This is a genomic window from Arthrobacter sp. 2RAF6, assembly GCF_052115205.1.
Classification (GTDB): domain Bacteria; phylum Actinomycetota; class Actinomycetes; order Actinomycetales; family Micrococcaceae; genus Arthrobacter.
Window position 1 is genome coordinate 48,808 of record NZ_JBFRGF010000003.1, and the last position, 19,472, is coordinate 68,279.

Genomic DNA, 19,472 nt, shown 5'->3' on the forward strand with positions numbered 1-19,472 from the left:
CCTCATCGTGCACCTCACGGACAGTGATACCCGCAGGGTACTCCTTCACCGATCGCAGCGGTACAGGCCGGCAGCGCTCCTCTGATGGCGTCCCGCAACCCGCCGACGAGAAAAGAGTTCTTGACAAGAAAAGTTGTCGGTAGGCAGAATAGAAGCATGTTGGACATCGAAGTGATCGAGGATCCCGCCGCGGCGGAAGCGTCGCTGGACCCGATCCGCACCCGCATTCTGCAGGAGCTTGTCGAGCCGGGTTCCGCCACGCAGCTGGCGGTCAGGGTGGGCCTGCCCCGGCAGAAGGTCAACTACCATCTCAAGGCCCTTGAGCGGCACGGGCTCGTCGAGCTTGTGGAGGAGCGGAAGAAGGGCAACGTCACCGAGCGCGTTTTGCGCGCGACGGCGGCGTCGTACCTGATTTCTCCGGTGGCGCTTGCGTCCGTGGCGCCGGATCCCCGGCGCTTCTCGGATCGCTTTTCAGCCTTCTGGCTTCTGGCCCTTGCGGCCCGGACGGTCCAGGAGATGGGCAGGCTGATAGCGGGAGCGGCCGCGGCCAAGAAGAAGCTTGCGAGCTTCGCGATCGACGGCGAGATCACCTTCCGATCGGCGTCGGACCGCGCAGCTTTTGCCGAGGAGCTTGGCATCGCGGTGACGCGGCTCGTGGACAAGTACCACGACGGCGGGGCTTCCGCGGCGGCGAGCGGCGCACGTAAGCATCGACTCGTCGTCGTACTTCATCCCGCACTCAAGACAAATACGCAGCACTCTCCAGAAAAGGAACAGGACAATGACTGACAACCGTGAATTCGAAATCGTGGCCGACACCGAACTGCCCGGCACTCCTGAACGGGTCTGGCAGGCTGTCACCCAGGACACCTCGGCCTGGATGTTTCCCACCGATCAGTGGCCGGCCGTGAAGACCGTGGACGAATACCCCAGTCATCTTGTGACCCGCATGGACGGGCCGGACGGCTGGTTCAACCAGTTGGAGCACGTACTCGAACCGCTCGACGGCGGCCGTGCCAAGCTGCATTATGTCCACAGCGGCATCTTCGCGGACAACTGGGAGGGGCAGTACGACGGCGCCAGCAAGCACACCGAGTTCTACCTTCACACCCTGGGCCAGTACCTTCAGTACTTCGACGGCAAGCCTGTAGTCTTCACCGACATCCAGGGTCCGGCGGCCTCGCAGACGCCCGACGGATTCGTGCAACTGAAGACGGCCCTCGGCGTGGACGGCGTTGCTCAGGGTTCAACGGTTGAGTTGGACGTCGACGGCGTGGGGCGGCTGAGCGGGGAGCTCGACTTCTCCAACCAGCACTTCCTGGGCCTGCGGACCGCCGACACGCTCTACCGCTTCTTCGGCCGCAACTCCTTCGGAGCCCCCGTGGGCATGACGGTGCACGATTTCAGCGGCAGCGGCGATTCCGAGCTGACCGCCAAGGCCTGGGGCGGGTTCCTGGAGAAGGTGTACGCCTAGGCTGCGACGCGCAAAACGCTGGCCGACGCGCATGTGGTCTGGCGACTCCGGGATTCCGGTGTCGCCAGACCATACGCGCGTCGCATGGAAATTCGGGCGTCATTGCCAGCCGCGCGCCACGGCATCCAACGCCGCGGCGTAGATCCCTTCCCAGTCGGTTCCGGCGTCGTCCATGTTCGCCAATTCCAGGCTCACCAGTCCGTGGACCTGCCCCCAGACGGACATGGCGATCGTCGTGGCCTCGGCGTCGCGAAGGGTCCCCGCTTTCTGCGCGGAGGTCACCGCTTCCATGAGGGGAAGCATGGCTTCCGAGGCGACTGCCGGCGTCGGGCTGCAGTCCACATAGCTGGCAAGTGCGCCGCCAAACATGAGCCGGTACAAGGCCGGATGTTCCAGTGCCCAGGAGCGGTAGGCGGTGCCGAGGCCTCGGAGCCCGCCGCTTTCGGCGAGCCGCTGCGAGTAGCCGAACGAGCGGAATCCGTCGTCGACGGCGGCCGTCAGCAACTGGGCCTTGCCACCGAAAAGTGAGTAGATTGCCGTGGTTGAGGTCTGGGCGGCCGCGGCAACGTCGCGGAGCGTGACCCGCGCGGGGCCATCCCGGTCCACGAGTTCGGCCGTTACCTGAAGAAGCCGCTCCCGGAGGAGCTGGTCATGAACGATGGGTCTTGCCATGCCTCCAAGTGTTTCATAACATTGTTTCGTAACGACGTTATGAAACTCGAAGAGCGGAACTTGAACCACTGTTCCCAGACCGAAGGATTCACATGGCACAGGAAGTCTTCCCGGGACGCTTCACGGCGGACACCGGGCGCGAGTCGGTGACCGTATTCCTTATCGGAATGCGGGCCAACCGTTGGTGGAAGATCGGCAAAGTGGCGCGCGTGGCCTCGGCAATGCCCACCATGCTCCGTCATCTCGCAGCACATCCCGAGTCCGGAATGCTCGGCTGCGAACAGTGGTTCGGGCGCACCACCATGCTGCTCAGCTATTGGGAGAGCCCCGGGCATCTAAGGCGCTTCGCGGCGGACAGGGATTCGCCGCACCTGGGGCCGTGGCGACGTTTCATGAAGGAAGTCGCGGGAAGCGGAGACATTGGCGTGTGGCACGAAACTTATCAGGTGCCGGCGTCGGGAATTGAGGTGGTCTACAACGGCATGCCGCAGTTTGGCCTGGCCAAAGCCACCTCGCATGTTCCGGTCGGTCCGGGCACCAACACCGCCAAGCAGCGCATGGGCTCCTCCTCCGCGGCGCGCGAGTAGTCGTGACCCAACTGACTCGCACTTGTTGTCGTTCTGAGCCCTCATAACGACAACAAATGCGAGTCAGTTGGGGGAGGAACGGGCTACGCGACGGCGGCCGGCTCCTTGGGTGCCTTCAAGGTCCTCCGGAGCTGCGGCGATGCGTCGATCCGGGCTTGGGCATCTCGCAGTGCCAGCACCGCCGTCTCGAGCTGGTCCGGTGCGAGGGTGTACGGGACACGCATGAAGTGCTCGAAAGCGCCGCCGACGCCGAAGCGCGGCCCTGCCGCCAGCCGCACGCCGAAGTCCGGGGCGACAACGGTGAGTGCGGTGCTCGACGGCGTGGGCAACCTGCACCATGCCGTCAGCCCGCCGCGAGGACGTTCCACGTGCCAATCGGGCAGGTGCTCGGCCAGTAGTCCAAGGAGCGCTTCCCGGTTTCGCCGCAGCTCCGCAAGCCTGGCGTCCAGAGGTTCGGTAAAGGCCCGGAGCAGTCGAGCCGCAGCCAATTGCTCGACGACGGGCCCGCCCAGATCCATCGTTGTCCGGGTCTGCACAAAGCGGCTGATCAGGTCCTCTTCAGCGCGGATCCATCCGGTCCTGAGTCCGGCCCAATGCGATTTGCTGAGCGATCCGATGGTCACCACCGCCGGACTGAACGCCGCGAGCGGCGAAGTACTGACTTCGTCGAGGTTTAGCTCGCGCAGCGTTTCATCCACCACCAGGACGGTGCCCGTCCCCGCGGCTTCGCGGATGAGGCGGCGCCGCTGAAGATTGGACATGATCCGCCCGGTGGGGTTGTGGAAGTCCGGCACGAGATAGGCCATGGCCGGGCGCTGGTGGCGCATCGCGGCGACCATGCCCTCGATATCCCAGCCGCCGGGCGTCGGCTCCGCGCCACCGCGCGACGTCGGTTCCGCGGCAGGCGGCATCGGTACCGGAATCGTGCGGGAACCCGAAGCGCGGATTGCGTCGAGAGCGTTGGGGTAGCTGGGATGCTCCACGAGGACCTTCTGTTGCCGTCCGGCGAGGGTCTTCAAGATGATGTTCAGTGCGTGCTGGGCCCCCGAAGTCACCAGTATCTGCGCGGCCGTCGTGGGAATCCCGGCGGCCTTGTAGCGGTCCGCGATGGCTTCGCGGAGGGGCGGGAGGCCGACCGCGTCGTAGCCAAAACCAGGCAACAGCGCCGGGAGGTCAACCAACGCATCAGCGAATGCGCGGTGCACCACTTCGCCCGTGGCCGGCAGTGAAGCATAGGCGAGGTCAAGAATCCCATCCGGGACAGCCAGTCCCGGCCCGCTGACGGGAAGCGTCCGGTGCGGAATGCCCGTCCGACCCCTGCTGCCCTGGCCGCCGCTGAGGAATCCTTGCTCGCGCAGGCTGGCGTACGCGGCGGTGACGGTGGTCCGGCTGACCCCCAGGGTCACGGCAAGCGCGCGCTCGCTGGGCAGTGCGACGTCAAGCGGGATGCGCCCGTCCATCACCAAAAGGCGTACGACGTCGGCAAGCTCGCGATAGGCGGGAGCGGCGCCACTGCTCCACGGGCCGAGGAGGCGCACCATGGCTGTGGGGTTCAGGGATCCGGACATAAGACCAGTATTGCAAACTGGCTATGGAAAGCAATGCCAGTTTTCGGGAGCATGGTTTCATGATGACCCGCAGAATCACCCAGCTCCTGATCGGCCTCGCGATGTATGGGATCTCCCTGGCCATGTTCATCCGGGCCGGCCTTGGCCTGGATCCTTGGGACGTGTTCCACCAGGGCGTCGCGGGGAAGATCGGGTGGAGCATCGGCACCGTCGTGGTGGTCGTCAGCTTCCTGGTCCTTCTCCTCTGGATCCCGCTGCGGCAGATGCCCGGCTTCGGAACCCTCGCCAACGCCGTGCTGGTGGGTGTCTTCGCGGACATCGGCCTGGCCCTGATCCCCGCGTTCTCACACCTGGGTGGCCAGATCGCCATGCTCGCCGGCGCCGTAGTCCTCAACGGCATCGCCTCCGCCTGCTACATCGGCGCACGTCTTGGCCCGGGTGCCCGCGACGGACTCATGACGGGACTTGCCCGCCGCACGGGCTGGTCAGTGCGCTTGTCCCGCACGTTGATCGAGGTGGTTGTGCTTGGTGTGGGTTGGCTGCTTGGCGGATCCGTCGGCGTGGGAACCGTGGTCTATGCCTTGGCCATTGGACCGGTGGTGCAACTGTTGTTGCCCCTGTTTACGGTTCCCGAGAAGGTTCGTCAGGCTGCCCCCGAAGCGGTTCCGGCGGCTCCGTGACGCAGGTTCGTCCTGGCGACGCGCCGATTTCCTGACGCCCCCGGAATTCCGGGGGCGTCAGGAAATTTCCGCAGCGTAGCCAGGTTATTCCCGCAGCGTCAGGGACCAGGCTGGCACTCCGGGCAGAAGTAGATGGTCCGGTCTTCCAACCCCGACGCCGGTCCCAGCAACCCACGGCGAATGGGCGTACCGCAGCGAAGGCACGGCTGATGCTCGCGGCCGTACACCCAAAAGCCGGAGCGGGGAATCCCCCGGACTCCAGGGAACGCGGTGCCACGCGTGATCCTTCGCCCGGGTCCTAAGTTGGCCTCGAGCAGGACCTTGGCTTCCCCGAGCATCCCCGCCAGGTCCGGCACAGCCGATACCGGCGCGGCGGGATGCACCCCAGCCACGAAACACGCCTCGCAACGGTAGATATTGCCGATGCCGGCGAGGTTCCGCTGGTCCAACAGTGCGACGCCGATCGGCGTGTCCGGGGCGGCCCGCAGCCGACGAACGGCCTCTTCGGCGTCCCAATCCGGCCCGAGTAGATCCGGGCCAAGGTGCCCTACTACACGGTGCTCATCCGGCGTTGGGATCACTTCGAGGATCCCCAAGGAAAAGCCGACGACGTCGGCCGTCGCCGTGCGGAGGACGCACCTGGCCGTGTGGCCGGGTTTCCTCCAGCGGCCGCCGGGGGCATAGACCTGCCAGCTTCCTTCCATTTTCAAGTGCGAATGGATGGTCAAGGCGCGCCGGGGCCGTCCGGCCGCCGCCGAACCGGCCTCGTCCCGCGAAGCCGCCGCCGATCCGGCTTCGTCCCGCGAAGCCTCCGCCGAACCGGCAGCCGTGCTCCCGCCCGCCGCCGGCTCCAGCAATCGCATGAGCAAGTGCTTTCCGCGCGGCACCACTTCGGACACCGTCCATCCGGCCAGATTCAGCGTGGCAAACCTAGGCACGCGGAAATCCGAGGAGACCAGCGTCTGTCCGGCAAGGGCCTTGTGCAATTCCGCGGCAGCCCGCCAGATCGAGTCGCCCTCAGGCACGGATTCCCATTTCAGGCACGGATCCTCAAACCCTTCGGCGTGGAATACGCCCCGGCAGCCGCTAGGGCAAAAGCCACGGGGGTGTCCAGGAGGTCATGGCCATTGACCTTTTCCATGATCAGTTTGTCCACGGCTCCCCGGCGCACCACGCCTACGAGCGCCGCAGCGGCAGCCGCCAGGACGGCATCGTCATGGCTGAAAGTAAGCAGGGTCTTCCCTCCGCGTTCGACGTACAAAACCAAGGCCCCGTCGACTATCACCACCAGGGCCCCTGCTTTCCGCCCCGGACGATGACCCGATCCGGCGTCGACGGCCAACGCGGGCCACGGGAGGGCAGCCCCGTACGGGTTGGCGGGATCCGTGGAGGCCAGGGCCAAGGCGACAGGCTCCGCCTTGGCGAGTTGGGCATCTTCCGTAAAGGAGCGCAATCGGTCCACCGTCGCCGGCACGGCAAACTGGGCTGCTCCGAGATGCTCGATGAAGTAGCCGCGGCGGCACCGCCCGGCTTCTTCGAGGCGCGCAAGGACCTTGTACATCAGCCCGAATCCGCCCACGATGTTCTCCACCATGACGGAGCCGCGGGTCACGACGCCGTACCTGTCGAGGAGGAGTTCGGCGGTGCCGCGCGCATGGATAGTGGGGTCGAGCTCAGGAGCCGGCAACGCCGACCAGCGGCCAACGGCGAGCGGGGGAGTGGGAGCTGTTCCGGTGACCGAGCCATAGCGTCCGCCAGTGAGTCCTGGTGATCCCATCAAACCCGTGCCGTGCGAGCGGCCGAGCCTGCTCATGCGCAGGGACCTGGCCCGCGGTGGACGGGCGGGCTGCTTGTGCGCCGTGCGGCCGCCCGCAATCATCGCGCGGACGGGTGCGAAGGTGTCGCCTGTGATGCGGCCGGCCCAGACGAGGTCCCACAGGGCGGCGACCACGGCGTCGTCGCTAAGGACCGCATCCATGCCGCCCGCTACCTCGGTGAGCTGCCGGAAGAAATAGGCACCCCCACCGGTCTGCAGGTATTCCAGAAGCCGGAGCTGGGCATCTCCGGGCTCGAAATCAGGGTCCGGGTTGAGCGTCAGTTCTGCGGCTTCGGCCACATGAAGGCTGATCCACCCGTCGTTCCCTGGCAGCGAGCCGGCCCCGGACCACAAGACTTCGCCCGCGGCCATGAGCTCGTCCAACATGGCTGGCTGGTAGTCGGAGATCCGGCTGGCGAGCACCAACGGCTCCCAGGCAGAGGCCGGAACGGGGACGCCGGAGAGTTGATCGACGGCGGTCATGATGCCGTCCAGCCCTCGCAGTGCCGGGGCGCCGCGGGAACGGCCCGCCGAGGGCACGGACACGTTTTGCCAGGCGGGAAGGAACCGGCCGTACGCAGCAGCGTCCACCGGCTCCACTTCGGCGCGAAGCGCGGCCAGCGAACGACGCCGGAGCTTGCGCAGCACTTCGGAATCGCACCATTCGCTGCCAAATGGGGCTCCGCGGAGCGGGACAGCCGGGAGTTCCGGCGCCTCCGCCGGCCCGGGCGAGACAGCCGCCTCATCGGGAACCGTGTCCGGCACACTCGGGTGCGGCCGGAACTCGCCTTCAACTACACGGCCGTCCGCCGCCAAGCGTTTCAGCGCGGTGCTCACGACGGCGACACCCAGTCCCAGCCTCGCAGCGGCTTCCTCGGCCGTGAACGGTCCGTGGGTTCGTGCGTAACGGGAGACCAGATCCCCGAGTGGATCGTGGACGGGTTCGATGAAGGCGAGCGGCACTCCCATGGGCAGCGGAACGCCGATGGCATCCCGGAGCCGGGCCGCATCCTCGATGGCCGCGAATCGTTCAACGCCGCCGAGGCTCACGATGAGGGCACGATTGGCCTTACGCAATGCAGCCAGATGCGATCCGGCGGCCAGATGCAGCGCGGCCAGATCCGGGGAACCATCCGGGGAAGCTACCCCTTCGGGCTGCAAACGGGCAGCCACTTCCTCCACACTCAAGGGGCCGAGCAGGCGCAGCAAGTCCGCGACGCCTTCCATGCCACGGACCAGCCGGTCCGGTGCCAGCCTCTGGAGCTCGAGCTCGGTGGCCTCGATGACCTTCGCGTCCAGGAGCTCGCGCAGTTCCACCCTGCCCAGGAGCTCGTTCAGGAGCGTGGAGTCGAGGGCCAAAGCCGCGGCCCTGCGCTCGGCGAGCGGAGAATCGCCCTCGTACAAGTACTGGGCGACGTACCCAAAGAGCAGGGACTTGGCGAAGGGGGAGGGCTGCTGCGTGGTGGTCTGTACCAAGCGCAGTTCCCGGCGCTCGATCGAAGCGGCAATGTCTTTCAGGGCCGGAAGGTCGTAGACGTCCTGCAGGCATTCGCGCACGGTTTCGAGGACGATCGGGAAAGAAGGGTATTTCTTGGCGACATCCAGCAATTGCGCCGAGCGTTGCCGTTGTTGCCAGAGGGGCTGCCTTTTCCCAGGATTCTGCCGTGGCAACAACAGGGCGCGCGCGGCACACTCGCGGAAGCGCGAGGCGAACAAGGCACTGCCGCCAACCTCCGCCGTCACGATCTGCTCGAGTTCCTCTGGATCGAACAGGAACAGCTCAGCCCCAGGAGGCTCGTCCTCCATCATCGGCACCCGCAGCACGATGCCGTCGTCGGCGGCCATGGCGGAACCGTCCAGCCCGTAGCGCTGCTGGAGCCGTTGCCCGACGGCGAGGGCCCACGGTGCGTGGACCGGCATGCCGAAGGGGCTGTGCAGCACCACGCGCCAGTCGCCGAGTTCGTCATGGAACCGTTCGACCACGAGTGTCCGGTCATTGGGGACCACTTCCGTGGCCTGCTTCTGTTCGCCCAGATACTGGAGCAGGTTGCCGGCAGCGAAGTCGTCCAGGCCGCTGGCTTTGCAGCGTTCCAGCGCTGGACCTTGATCCGAAGCGGAGAGCTCACGCACGAATGCACCGAGTGCGCGGCCGAGATCCACCGGCCGGCCCAAGGAATCGCCTTTCCAGAAGGGGAGTTTTCCGGGCTGGCCGAAGGCGGGCGAGACGAGGACACGGTCGTGCGTGATGTCTTCGATTTTCCAGCTGGTGGCACCCAAGGCGAAGATGTCCCCGACGCGTGATTCGTAGACCATTTCTTCGTCGAGCTCGCCGACGCGTCGGCCGCCTTTGGCAGCGCGCGACGCCGGACTGGGCTCCTGCGCGGATGCTGCACCGCCCTGGCCGGAGCCAGAGCCGGTCCCGGAACCAGAACGAGAACCGGAACCTTCGGTCTCGGTGCCGATGATGTAGACGCCGAAGAGCCCGCGATCGGGGATGGTTCCGCCCGAGGTCACGGCAAGCCGCTGTGCTCCCGGGCGGCCTTCGATGGTGCCGGCGTTCCGGTCCCAGATGATGCGCGGCCGGAGTTCAGCGAATTCGTCCGAGGGATACCGTCCGGCCAGGAGGTCCAAGGTGGCTTCGAAAGCGGAGCGGGGCAGCGTTGCGAAGGGGGCCGAACGGCGGACGGTGGCGAACCATTCCTCGACATCGATGCTTCCCAGAGCGGTGGCCGCGACCGTTTGTTGGGCGAGGATGTCCAAGGGGTTGGCGGGTACATGGAGGCGTTCGATCTTTCCGCTCAGCATCCGCTCTACGGTGATGGCGGTGTGGACGAGGTCTGCCCGGTGCTTGGGGAAGAGTACGCCTTCGGAAATCTCACCCACCTGGTGGCCCGCGCGGCCCACCCGTTGCAGTCCACTGGCCACCGACGGCGGCGACTCGACCTGGACCACCAGGTCCACTGCGCCCATGTCGATGCCGAGCTCCAGGGATGACGTGGCTACAACGCACCGCAGCCGGCCGGACTTGAGGTCGTCTTCGATGAGAGCCCGCTGGTCCTTGGACACGGAACCGTGGTGCGCACGGGCCAGGACCGGATCGGCGCCGCTCGTACTGCCGGCCTGGGCCATCATGTGCGCCGGTGTCGCCGTCGAGGACGGCAGCCCCGAGGACGGCAGCTCCGAGGGTGGCACCGAATCCGCAGCGGCAGAAAACACATCCACCGCCATGAGTTGGCGCTCCGCGTAGATCTCGTTCAGCCGGGCTGTGAGTCGCTCCGCGAGACGCCGGGAGTTGGCGAACACAATGGTGGACTGCTTCGATAGCACAAGATCAACGATCTTCTCCTCGACATGCGGCCAAATGGACGCTTGCGGCTGGAGTCCGGAGGCTGGTCCGGAGTCGAAGGCGCCCGCGGCTCCCGCGAGGTCCGACATGTCCTCCACAGGAACGCTGACGCTCAGGTTCCAGTTCTTGCGCGACGGCGGTGCGACGATTTCCACGGGTGCCGAGCCGGCGAGGAACTGTGCGACGAGCTCGCGCGGCTCCACGGTGGCCGAGAGGCCGATCCGTTGGGCGGGTTTCGGCAGCAATGCATCGAGCCGTTCCAACGACACCGCGAGGTGCGCGCCACGCTTGGTACCTGCAACCGCGTGGACCTCGTCGACGATTACGGTGTCCACCTCGCTGAGCGTCTCCCGGGCCTTGGATGTCAACATGAGGAACAAGGACTCGGGGGTGGTGATGAGGATGTCCGGCGGGTGGCTGAGCAGCGCCCGGCGGTCCGCCGTCGTCGTATCTCCTGAGCGGACGCCGACACTCACAAGCGGGGCCGGCAACCCGAGCCGTTTTGCGGTCTGCGTGATGCCGATCAGCGGCGAGCGGAGGTTCCGTTCGACGTCGACACCGAGTGCTTTGAGCGGTGAGATGTACAGGACGCGGGTCTTGCGCTTGGGGGCTTTGGCACGGGCGCGGCCGCGTGTTTCCTCAAGACCCGGAAGAGCGTCAGCCGAAACGTCAGGGGACACCGCCAAGAGCCGGTCCAGCGCCCACAGGAATGCAGCGAGCGTCTTGCCGGAACCGGTGGGTGCCACCACAAGGGCGTGCGATCCGGAAGAAATGGCTTTCCACGCACCGTCCTGGGCAGGTGTGGGCGCGGAGAAAGCACCGAGGAACCACTCGCGCGTGGCACGGCTGAAGCGGTCCATGGCTGTATTGCCAGGACCGCCCGGTAGCTCCTGCTCCTGCATTCCTCCATCATGCCTCACGGCACCGACACAATAAGGATCAGGGACTAAGCCCCGCCTCCTACCCCGCCTGGAACGCCTGGACGCTCAGGAGGTTGATGTTGGTGTTGCTGCAGGCCGTGCGCTGCTGCGGGATGAACAGCGAGGCGGTGTCCTCGGGTGGATAGACGCGGAAGCCGGCGGCAGGAGCCTGGGTGCATTCGGGGTAGTTCCCGGCCTGGGTGTAGCGGAGTTGGGCGAAACCGGCCTTCCCCGGAGCGAGAACCACTTGTGTCACGGGCTGGGAGTCGTCGCGCGAGGCAGCCGCGCCGATCGGATCGCCGGTGGCTCCAGACGTGAGTGAGACACCCGGGAAGCCATTGAGGACGCAGGGTTCCGTGCCGGAGTTGGTCAGGATGAGTTTCATGTAGACGCTGCCTGCCGCTCCGCCCCCCGTAGAGTCGACAGAAGCTGTCAGCGAGCCCGCCTTGCAGAGAGCGACCCCGGATGCCGTCGTCCCGGTGCTCGATGGGGTGGCGCTACCGCTTGAAGTAGGAGTACTTGAGGCCGACGGTGACGACGAGGCCGAAGCCGTGTCGCTGGGTACGGCCGAGCCCGAGGGCTGGGCCTGGCTTTGGAAACAGCCGGAGAGCAGGAATACCGAGGCTGCTGCCATCGTGAGCAGGAGACCGTTCTTGACTCGCATATTCGTCATGCGCACAGCTTTTCGCCGTCATTTGCCGGAGTCAACTGCGGCGCGGCAGCGGCGCCGGATTGGCGTCCGGATCGTAATGTTCCGGACGCCGACCCAGCGGACCCGTTACTTGGACACTGAAGCCTTCGCGGAACGGCTGCGGAAGAAGGCCGCGCCACCCAGCCCGAGCCCTGCCACACCGGCGATCAGGCCGGCCCAGCTGCGCGCCTGTGAGCCGTCGTCGGTCACGGAAGCTGCCTGCTCACTGGAGATTGACGCAGCCATGTGCCCATCGCCCGCGGCCGCATCCGCGGCTGTGACAGCCACCGACGGAGCCGGAGCCTTCAGCGAGTGCTGGTCCTGGCCGTCCTTCGGGATTTCAGCCCAGTTTGTCTGCCCTTGCTCGCAGTTCTGGAGCGTGGGGAAGTAGAGGGTCTTGCCAGCGGTGTCGGGCAGCTTCACGGACAGGACCAGCGCGTCGCGCAAGTGCGGGTCCAGCGGGGCCTTGGCGGTATAGACGATCTGGCTGGTGCGTTTGGTGATCGATGTGCCGTCGGCCAGCTTCTTGGGTTCGGGCAGCGTCTGCGTCACCTTCTCGACCGTCCAGTTGGGGTTCACCGTGGGCGTGGCGTCCGTCAGTTCCTCGGGCAGGTTGATGGTCAGCTTGGTGGTGCCCGAGGTGTCGCAGCCGTGGGGGACGCCGAAGGTCAGCAGGGCGTAGGAGTTGGCGGTGGTCTTGTCCGGGTTGACGGAGACGTGCGCAGAAGCGCCTGCGAGCCCGGCCATCATCAGTGCGGCGGTGCCGCCGGCGATTGCGGTGGCGGAGAGGGCACGGCGGAGTGAGGACTTGTTCATGGTTGTTGCCTTTCAACGGGCGCGCGAAAGCGCGCCAAAGTGCGGGGAGGTGCCCGTCACCAGTTGAAGGCGGTGCCGGGCGGAGTCAGGAGGGTACGACGACGGCGGGCGGGCCGCGTCTGCTGTCTTGCCTGAGGTTCCGCCACGGGCGGGGGATGAATACGGGAGGTTCGCTGAATGCAACAGCTGAGCTGCCGGCGTCGGGCCTGAAGATCAGGCGGATGAGCTGCAGGAGGGGATGGAGCCAGGCCTCGAGCTGCCACAGTGCCTGCTCGCCCCTGGCCAGGAGCAACGCCGAAGCGGCAGTGGCGAGGGCGTGCCCGGTCAGCATCAACCAGCTGAGGGGAGTATCGACCTCGTGAAAATGTACTGTTTCAGCGCCCAGCGGCGGGGAGAGGTGCTCGGCCGCCAAATGGTGTGCCGGTGACCGCGGAGCCGGAACGGTGAGTGGACCGAATGCCGTGAAGGCTTCGTGCAGGAGCAGCTGGCCGGCTCCCAGAAGCGCGGCAATGACCGGGAACCCGAGCTTGAATCGGGTGGCAAGGGTGGTGACGAGCCCGGTCAAGGCGAGGACGGCCAGCAGGACGGGCGCGACCGGAAGCACTCCGCCGGAGAGGACGTGGGCCCCTGCCGCGAGGGCAACAATGGCGACCGCAAGAGCGCCCGAACGCATGGCATGGAAGGGTGTCCGGGCATGCGATGCGCGCACGGGTTCCTCCCTCGGTAGCGTTCAAGCGGCGGTTGACCGTCCAGTTCCGGCTGGCCAACCCGGTCATTCTACCGGTGGTTCGTGGCTGGTTGGCTGTCGGATGGCTCGTGTGACGGGGGTTCAAAGTCCTCCAAAGCAAGGACAAGAGCAAGTGCTGGGGGGACGCACTGGATGACCACCGGGGAGACCGTGTAGTGGGTGTCTACCTGAATGAGTCCGAGCTCGGCGAACTTGGCCAGCTGGCTCCGCGTGCGCGTGGCCGAGAACGCGAGGAAGATGTCGTCCCCCGCACCGGACTCTACTGATTTGCGGAGTTCCTCCACCCCCATGGGCTCCGCGGTGGTGCCCTTTATGAGGACCGTTGCAAGCAGTTGGTCGGAACCTCCTTGAAACATGCTTCCCGAATTCATCACGGCACTGGCAAGGAACACCACGAGGAACTCCCGGCGGATCCGAAGCCTCGACTCAAGGTCTTGGGAGTGCCAAGAGTCTGCGCCTGCCCCGGGTACGGCACGGGTCGACCCGACGGACAAGATTCGGGAGTCGACGAGTGCTGCCCAGATCTCGCGCAGCACGGGCACATCGTGCATGGACCTGACCTCAAAAGTCTCTGACTGGCTTTGAGCGTATTCCTCGTCCTCGAAGAGGGGCACTAAGGGCTGTTTCCCATTCTTTTTGCCTCTGGCTTTCACGCCTACAGCGGCAGCGGCACCTTCAACGTCCTTCAGCCGGAGCGCCCTTGTGCTGGTGACGTCCTTGCCTTCTCCGAGCCATTCGATCAAGCGGCTGGCAAGTTCAAGAACGGGGAGTTCCCGGAACCCTTGGTCCTGCTCTTCACCGCTGAGTTCCGGAAGGTCGAGCGGTGGAAAGTCCGGCCCATCGTCGGCTATTCCTTCGGTGAGGAACGAATGGACGATTTTGTATTCTTCCTCGCTTCCAGACCAGCGCCCGGTCTCGGAAAGAAAGTCAACGTAAAGGTGCAGGTAGTCGTAGACCTCGCCTAAAGCGTCGTCCATGTCGGGCTCGTCCAGCACGCCGACGAGCGCAAAGGCGGCGTCCTCCAAGGTGTCCGGGTCGATCCAGGTAGCTGAGCTCTGGTCGCTGACCGCATGGCTGGTAGTCATGAAGAGTTTAACCACTTCCAAGGCCTGCAGAGCGTCAGGGGTATCCCCAAATTTGTCGAACCAGTGCACGAAATCCGGGGTCAAAGAGTCAACCGAGCGATGGTTGAGAACCAGTTGCAGGGGCAGTTTGGGGGCCGACGGCACCGCCTTGAGGTGCCCGCCGCGGGCCTTTGGTTTTTTCGTTTTCCGGCTCATGGCCACTCCTTCGTTCCGGGCGCACAGCTACTGCTTTGACGTTACCCGACGCCGCGTAGGCGAGTTCAGCTGCTTTGTTGGCAGTACCGGCCCATGTCGCGGTAGCTCCACAGACTGTCCTCTAGTCGGCGGATTTCGGTCGAGTCTCGGCCCGTAAGTGTTTCTTCTTGTTGATCTCAGATAGACTAATTGCGGTCAGTGACAAGACGTCCATGGGATGTCTTCCAAGTTTCCTTGGATAGCTGGCCTTTATCTTGCCCGGCCCCAGGGAAAAAAGTAAGACTTCAACTGCGGCTGGACCACGGGCTCGAACCACGAGCATTCACGCTCTTCCAGGCGTCGCTGGACAGCCCAAAGCGCGTAGTCGGCTACTTGAAGCCCCCATGACGATGAAGATTCCCAAACGCACAGGATGATGTTCCGGTCCTGAGCGTTGCAGACTTCACTGAGGGACTCCCGCGCCAGTTCGCTTCGTTTGTTCGTGCCAAAAGTGCCGGCAATGACGTAAAGGGTATCTTCACGCGTTGACACTTGCTTGGCGATTTCGCTGAAGTGCAGCCGCCAGGCCAGCTTGTACAGCTCCATCTGCCCCCGGGCGCGGACAGCCTCATAAGCATTCGCTTTGCAGAGAAAAGTAGTGTCAATTCGAGGCTTCTGCCGGTGGATTGCGGCAAAGACCTCGTTCCGAACGGCATGCCGGTCATTTTTCGCGTGGAAGCCCCTGGCCAGTTGGGTTCCTTCGCCTTCGAGCCGTGCGCGGAGCGTCAGTCCATCCCAAAGATGGTGTCCGTGATCTTCTCGGAAGACCGCGGAACCGAATCCGAAATAGATGCTGGCCGCGGAGCCTTTGGCGGCCCCGTCGAAGTCCAAGTTGCCAGTCTCATCCACGTACATGAACACATCAGCCATCGGAACCCACGTCCGCGGCACTAAAACTTCTAGCTTGCTCTTCCCCCTGGTACAGCATGGACCTGAGAATACCGGATGTCACGCCGCGGTTTCGGGGGACCCTGCCGCAGTCGCCGGACCACCTTCTGACGGCTTGCCTGCCGGGCCTTTGCCGGCTTGGCCTTTGTCGGTCGGCCCCCCGCTCTTTGTCCCCCCGCCAGTCGGATCAGGGGCAGCCTGTGAAAAGCTGCGTGCCGCCCGCGAGCCCGCGATGGTGCTTGCCCCGATGCTGATGAGGGCACCGAGGATCATGGCGGCGGCTTCTCCCGGTTCCAGCAAGTGCAGTTGGGAGCCAATGGTGGCGGCTGCGACCGGTACTCCCAATTGGGACGCCGCCAGCACCGCGAGCGGAAGGGGCTGCCCGAGGGCCCGGAGGCTTCCGTGCACCAGCAGCGTTCCGAAGCCAAGGCAGATCCCGAGGAGAATCATTCTCGGGCTGCCCGCGAGCGTCCGCAGGTCAAGCGATGCGCCCAGCCAGACGAAGAACACCGGCCCCAGGAAACCATCGCTCACGGCGAAGAGCTGGTGCGCCAGGCGACGAGGTTCGCCCACTGCGGAGACCACCAGGCCGAAGGAGAACCCGGCCAGCATGATCGAGACGTGGCCGAGGACCGCGAGCCCGGAAAGCGCGAAGAGCAAGGCCAGCTGAATCCGCAGTTCCAGGGCGAACTTCCGGTCTTCGGACATGTCATGCAACCGTCCGCGGTTACCGCTGTTCTCCAGCCAACGAAGCAAAAAGAACAAAACCAGCGCGCAAGCCGCGACGACGGCTGCCCCCACCGCTGCCCGGCCAGCGTTAGGCGGGTCAACGGCTAACGGAAGCGCCACAATGCAAGCGATGTCAGCGATAGCCACTTGCGCCGTCGTCGTCAGGACTTTCGGCCCTGTCAGCCGAAGCGAGTCGACGATCGGCAAGACCAGCGCTGCGGAAGAGGAAGCGAGCAGAACGATGTAGAGGGGAGCATGTCCGGTGCCGAAGGCAAAAGCGATGACGACCCCGACGACGGCGGCCAGCACCGCGGCGATCCCGGCGCGCAAGGCGCCGGTACCCAGAGCAGGACGGATGGCTTTGTCCCGCACGGGGACATGCGTTCCGGCGACAAACATGATGAGGGCGAACCCGACGTCGGCTACAAAGGTGAAGGTGGGATCCGAAGAGTCCACCAGTCCCAGTCCCGTGCGTCCGATGACGATGCCCGCCAGCAACTGCCCCAATACAACCGGAAGGTGCCATTTCCGGGGCAGCGCCAAGAGCGGCCCGAGGAGCGCGACCGTGGCGATCAGCGCAAGCTGAAAGAACGACACGTTCCTCCTTCTATTGGCACGGCGGTTCCTCTGCGGTGGTTACCGGGGCGCATCAGCCAGCTTCAGGGGAATGTCCGTGTTCTCGTCGGTGTAGTAGCTTGCGCACACCCGGTGATAGCCATCGGCCACCTGCGCGGGCATGCCCGTGGCCAGATCTCCCCGCACCATCAGGATGGGCGAGAGCTTCTTGCCCTCCTTGATCTTCTTCAGGTCCGACGCCACGTGGGCGTTATCTTCCGGGAGTAGCGCCAACCGGGCGGCACGGAGAATGTCCTTGGCCTTGCGGTGCTGGATGGGCGCCTCTTTGAGGGCGGCGACAACCGAGGCCACCACGTGGTCGGATTCCAGCAGGGAAAGGTAGTCCGCGGCGCTCGGATAGTCCTGGTCCTCGGGCTCCAACAACCAGCGGACTTCGCCCTTGTTATCGTCAGGCATGCGTTGTGCTCCTTGGCCAGCGGTATCGGCTTGCAAACGTCGGCGGCGCCGGACGGGGGACCTTGGAGAGATCCGTGCCGGGACGCCGTCGTCGTAATTCAAGGGCGAGGCTTTCCTGGCCGCGCGCCATCGCCCAACGGTGATTCGCAGCAAAAGCGGGCTTGAGCAGCCAGCTTAGCCGCCGGAGCAGCGGTTTCGATGTACTGACCCGCCAGTCATAGGTGACCACCGTTTCGGGGCCGTCCTGTTCGAAAGTCCAGCGCCCGGTACCACGCAGGTCGCCGCTGGCCGCGATCGCGAAACCTCGCTCCGTCATGGGTTCGGTGACCGTGAACCTCCAGCGAAGCGTGTACGGCAGCCAACCTTTGGAGTGCAGGGAGAAGGCTTTGCCCGTTCCGTCGGCATTTCCCGGATCCAGCGGAACAACCCTCAGGTACACCGAAGGCCACCAGCGGGGCAGTGTTCCGGCGTCGCCCAAAATATCCATGACCTCATGCGGGGTCCCCGCGACGCGCCAGACGGTGAGGAACTCGTAGTCGGCGTTGCTCTTGGAAGTGCCGCCCATTTGCTGCCTCCAGGGCGCGGATGGATAGTGGACTCACAGTACTCATGCCGTTGCACACGGTCAACGGCCCGGCTTCGGCGTGCCCGCCGGCAGCTTACTCCCGGACGGTCACAGTCAGCCGTTGGATGTCATTGTTTCCCATGCCTTGATAGTTCCACTCCGGCGTGTCTGGCTGGGTCTGCCCGGTGGAATCCGTCGCACGGCATGCCAACTCGTGGGAACCGGGCGTTGCGATCCACGTGAATGTCCATCCGCGCCACGCATGCCGGCCGATGGGAGCCTGAAGTTGAGCCTGCTCCCAGACCCCGTCCACACAGACTTCCACACTGTCCACAGTTCCTTTCCCGGACCAAGCCCGGCCGCTCAGTTGGACCGGTCCCGCGTCCACGGTGCGTTGCCGAGTGAAGAAATCGGGAACCCCGGGAGGAACCATGAGGGAGCGGACTTTGATCCGTTGAACGGGCTCGCCGGGATCGCCTGCGTCTTGGGTGTAGCGGTAGGAGTCGAGCTGTTGGTAACCGTCGAAGCTGTGGTCTATTACTTCGATGGACTGCAGCCATTTGACGCTCGTCATCCCGTACCAGCCCGGGACGAGCAGCCGGACAGGGTAGCCATGCTGCGGTGGAAGGGCCTGGCCGTTGACCTCATAGGCGAGCAGGACGTCGTCGGACATTGCTTCCGCGAGGGTCAGGCTGCGAGCGTACCGATGCTCCACACCGCCCTGGATCCCGCGGTCCGCGCCTGTGAAGACGAGCTCGACGGCGTCGGGTGAGACGCCGGCGTCGAGCAGCAACGGAGCGAGCGGGGTACCGGTCCACTCGGCGGTCCCCACTCCACCCTGGTCCCATGGTTGGCTCACCGGACGTGGTTCCAGCCGCGAGCGGCCGTTGCCGGCGCACTCCATCGTGACGGCCTGGGTCCGGCGCTCGCGGTGCTGGAGGTCAGGCAAGGTGTACTCGTGCGGATGGTCCACGAGCCCGCCGATATTCAGCCGCCACGAAACGGGATCAATCTGGGGAACGTCGAAATGGACCAGGAGATAGTGCATGCCCAGCGGTGTGACGGGCCATCGGAGCATTTCCAGCGGCATGGCATGGTTGCGCGAAGCAAGTTGCAGTTCTTCGCGGGTGATAGGACCGCTTGTTGGGGCGGCCGGTGCGGTGGGTTCTGTGGGAGCAGCGGGGGCGGTGGGGGCCGGGGTGGCAACAGCCGCGCCTTCCGCCGTGCGGCCGGTGTTGACGCTCATGCTCCCAGTATGGGCGCCCGGGACGGTGGTGTCACTGGAATTTACCCTGGGCAACGAAGGGCTTGACTAGCGGCGCCTTCGGCGACCGGGGCGTGGCGACGGGGGCGCGGGGGTCCGACGTCGGGCTGCTGGGAAAGTATTCTTCATTGAGTTGGTCTTTGGTGCTCTCGCTCCAGGACAAAGACAGAAGAAAGAAGGAGAGCCTCCGTGAAGATCCGAGCACCGCGAGTCGACGTGAGTGGCGTTCTCCTTGTCTGGGCCCTGATATTCGGGCTGTGGCAGCCTTTTGTATGGTGGCGGGGGATTGTCGCTGCCGTATGTTTGATCGTCGCGCTGTGGGGCTTTGCCGGGTGGTACCGGCGTCGTCCTACGCGG

The 19,472-nt window shown here is 65.2% G+C and carries 17 protein-coding genes; 4 read left to right on the forward strand and 13 right to left on the reverse strand.

Annotated elements, in window-relative coordinates; all coding sequences use genetic code 11:
* Window positions 1-156 precede the first annotated feature (156 nt).
* Window positions 157-789 (forward strand): ArsR/SmtB family transcription factor, encoded by a 633-nt coding sequence (locus AB4Z38_RS02885; protein ID WP_441428308.1) that lies wholly within the window; start codon window positions 157-159, stop codon window positions 787-789.
* Window positions 782-1,474, forward strand: a complete 693-nt coding sequence (locus AB4Z38_RS02890; RefSeq protein WP_441428309.1) for an SRPBCC family protein — start codon at window positions 782-784, stop codon at window positions 1,472-1,474. Before AB4Z38_RS02885 ends, AB4Z38_RS02890 begins: the two co-directional genes overlap by 8 nt.
* A gap of 99 nt (window positions 1,475-1,573) precedes the next feature.
* Here the strand turns inward: AB4Z38_RS02890 and AB4Z38_RS02895 are convergent, their stop codons facing one another.
* Complete coding sequence (locus AB4Z38_RS02895; RefSeq protein WP_441428310.1) at window positions 1,574-2,146, reverse strand: TetR-like C-terminal domain-containing protein; 573 nt, start codon at window positions 2,144-2,146, stop codon at window positions 1,574-1,576.
* A gap of 92 nt (window positions 2,147-2,238) precedes the next feature.
* On the opposite strand from AB4Z38_RS02895, the gene AB4Z38_RS02900 reads away from it, so the two are divergent.
* Entirely contained in the window at window positions 2,239-2,733 is a 495-nt protein-coding gene (locus AB4Z38_RS02900; RefSeq protein ID WP_441428311.1) for a DUF4188 domain-containing protein, read from the forward strand.
* Between the two features lie 83 nt (window positions 2,734-2,816).
* Here the strand turns inward: AB4Z38_RS02900 and yczR are convergent, their stop codons facing one another.
* A complete protein-coding gene (gene yczR / locus AB4Z38_RS02905; RefSeq protein WP_441428312.1) occupies window positions 2,817-4,301 on the reverse strand; it encodes a MocR-like transcription factor YczR in 1,485 nt (494 codons plus the stop codon).
* 59 nt (window positions 4,302-4,360) lie between these two features.
* Here yczR and yczE point away from each other — a divergent pair, with 59 nt between their 5' ends.
* Window positions 4,361-4,981 carry a membrane protein YczE gene (yczE, locus tag AB4Z38_RS02910; protein WP_441428313.1) on the forward strand — a complete coding sequence of 207 codons (621 nt, stop codon included), beginning with the start codon at window positions 4,361-4,363 and terminating at the stop codon, window positions 4,979-4,981.
* A 98-nt stretch (window positions 4,982-5,079) separates the two neighbouring features.
* Here the strand turns inward: yczE and AB4Z38_RS02915 are convergent, their stop codons facing one another.
* The 11 genes from AB4Z38_RS02915 to AB4Z38_RS02965 form a co-directional block, all read right to left on the reverse strand.
* Window positions 5,080-6,006: an Fpg/Nei family DNA glycosylase gene (locus AB4Z38_RS02915; RefSeq protein ID WP_441428314.1), complete on the reverse strand. Its 927-nt coding sequence runs from the start codon at window positions 6,004-6,006 to the stop codon at window positions 5,080-5,082.
* A gap of 11 nt (window positions 6,007-6,017) precedes the next feature.
* Window positions 6,018-11,045 (reverse strand): DNA glycosylase AlkZ-like family protein, encoded by a 5,028-nt coding sequence (locus AB4Z38_RS02920; protein ID WP_441428315.1) that lies wholly within the window; start codon window positions 11,043-11,045, stop codon window positions 6,018-6,020.
* 58 nt (window positions 11,046-11,103) lie between these two features.
* A complete protein-coding gene (locus AB4Z38_RS02925; protein WP_441428316.1) occupies window positions 11,104-11,736 on the reverse strand; it encodes a DUF4232 domain-containing protein in 633 nt (210 codons plus the stop codon).
* Window positions 11,737-11,841: 105 nt separating this feature from the next.
* On the reverse strand, window positions 11,842-12,570 hold the full coding sequence (locus AB4Z38_RS02930) for a YcnI family copper-binding membrane protein (RefSeq protein ID WP_441428317.1): 729 nt from the start codon (window positions 12,568-12,570) through the stop codon (window positions 11,842-11,844).
* An 85-nt stretch (window positions 12,571-12,655) separates the two neighbouring features.
* Complete coding sequence (locus AB4Z38_RS02935; protein ID WP_441428318.1) at window positions 12,656-13,279, reverse strand: hypothetical protein; 624 nt, start codon at window positions 13,277-13,279, stop codon at window positions 12,656-12,658.
* Between the two features lie 68 nt (window positions 13,280-13,347).
* Window positions 13,348-14,598 carry a hypothetical protein gene (locus AB4Z38_RS02940; RefSeq protein WP_441428319.1) on the reverse strand — a complete coding sequence of 417 codons (1,251 nt, stop codon included), beginning with the start codon at window positions 14,596-14,598 and terminating at the stop codon, window positions 13,348-13,350.
* A gap of 249 nt (window positions 14,599-14,847) precedes the next feature.
* Window positions 14,848-15,507: a DUF3800 domain-containing protein gene (locus AB4Z38_RS02945; RefSeq protein WP_441428320.1), complete on the reverse strand. Its 660-nt coding sequence runs from the start codon at window positions 15,505-15,507 to the stop codon at window positions 14,848-14,850.
* Between the two features lie 78 nt (window positions 15,508-15,585).
* Entirely contained in the window at window positions 15,586-16,851 is a 1,266-nt protein-coding gene (locus AB4Z38_RS02950) for a cation:proton antiporter (RefSeq protein ID WP_441428321.1), read from the reverse strand.
* A gap of 39 nt (window positions 16,852-16,890) precedes the next feature.
* On the reverse strand, window positions 16,891-17,286 hold the full coding sequence (locus tag AB4Z38_RS02955) for a hypothetical protein (protein WP_441428322.1): 396 nt from the start codon (window positions 17,284-17,286) through the stop codon (window positions 16,891-16,893).
* The gene (locus tag AB4Z38_RS02960) at window positions 17,279-17,851 is read right to left on the reverse strand and encodes an SRPBCC family protein (RefSeq protein WP_441428323.1); all 573 of its coding nucleotides are present in this window, start codon (window positions 17,849-17,851) and stop codon (window positions 17,279-17,281) included. The genes AB4Z38_RS02955 and AB4Z38_RS02960 overlap by 8 nt, the downstream gene beginning before the upstream one ends.
* 94 nt (window positions 17,852-17,945) lie before the next feature.
* Entirely contained in the window at window positions 17,946-19,097 is a 1,152-nt protein-coding gene (locus AB4Z38_RS02965) for a sulfite oxidase (protein ID WP_441428324.1), read from the reverse strand.
* Between the last annotated feature and the right edge of the window lie 375 nt (window positions 19,098-19,472).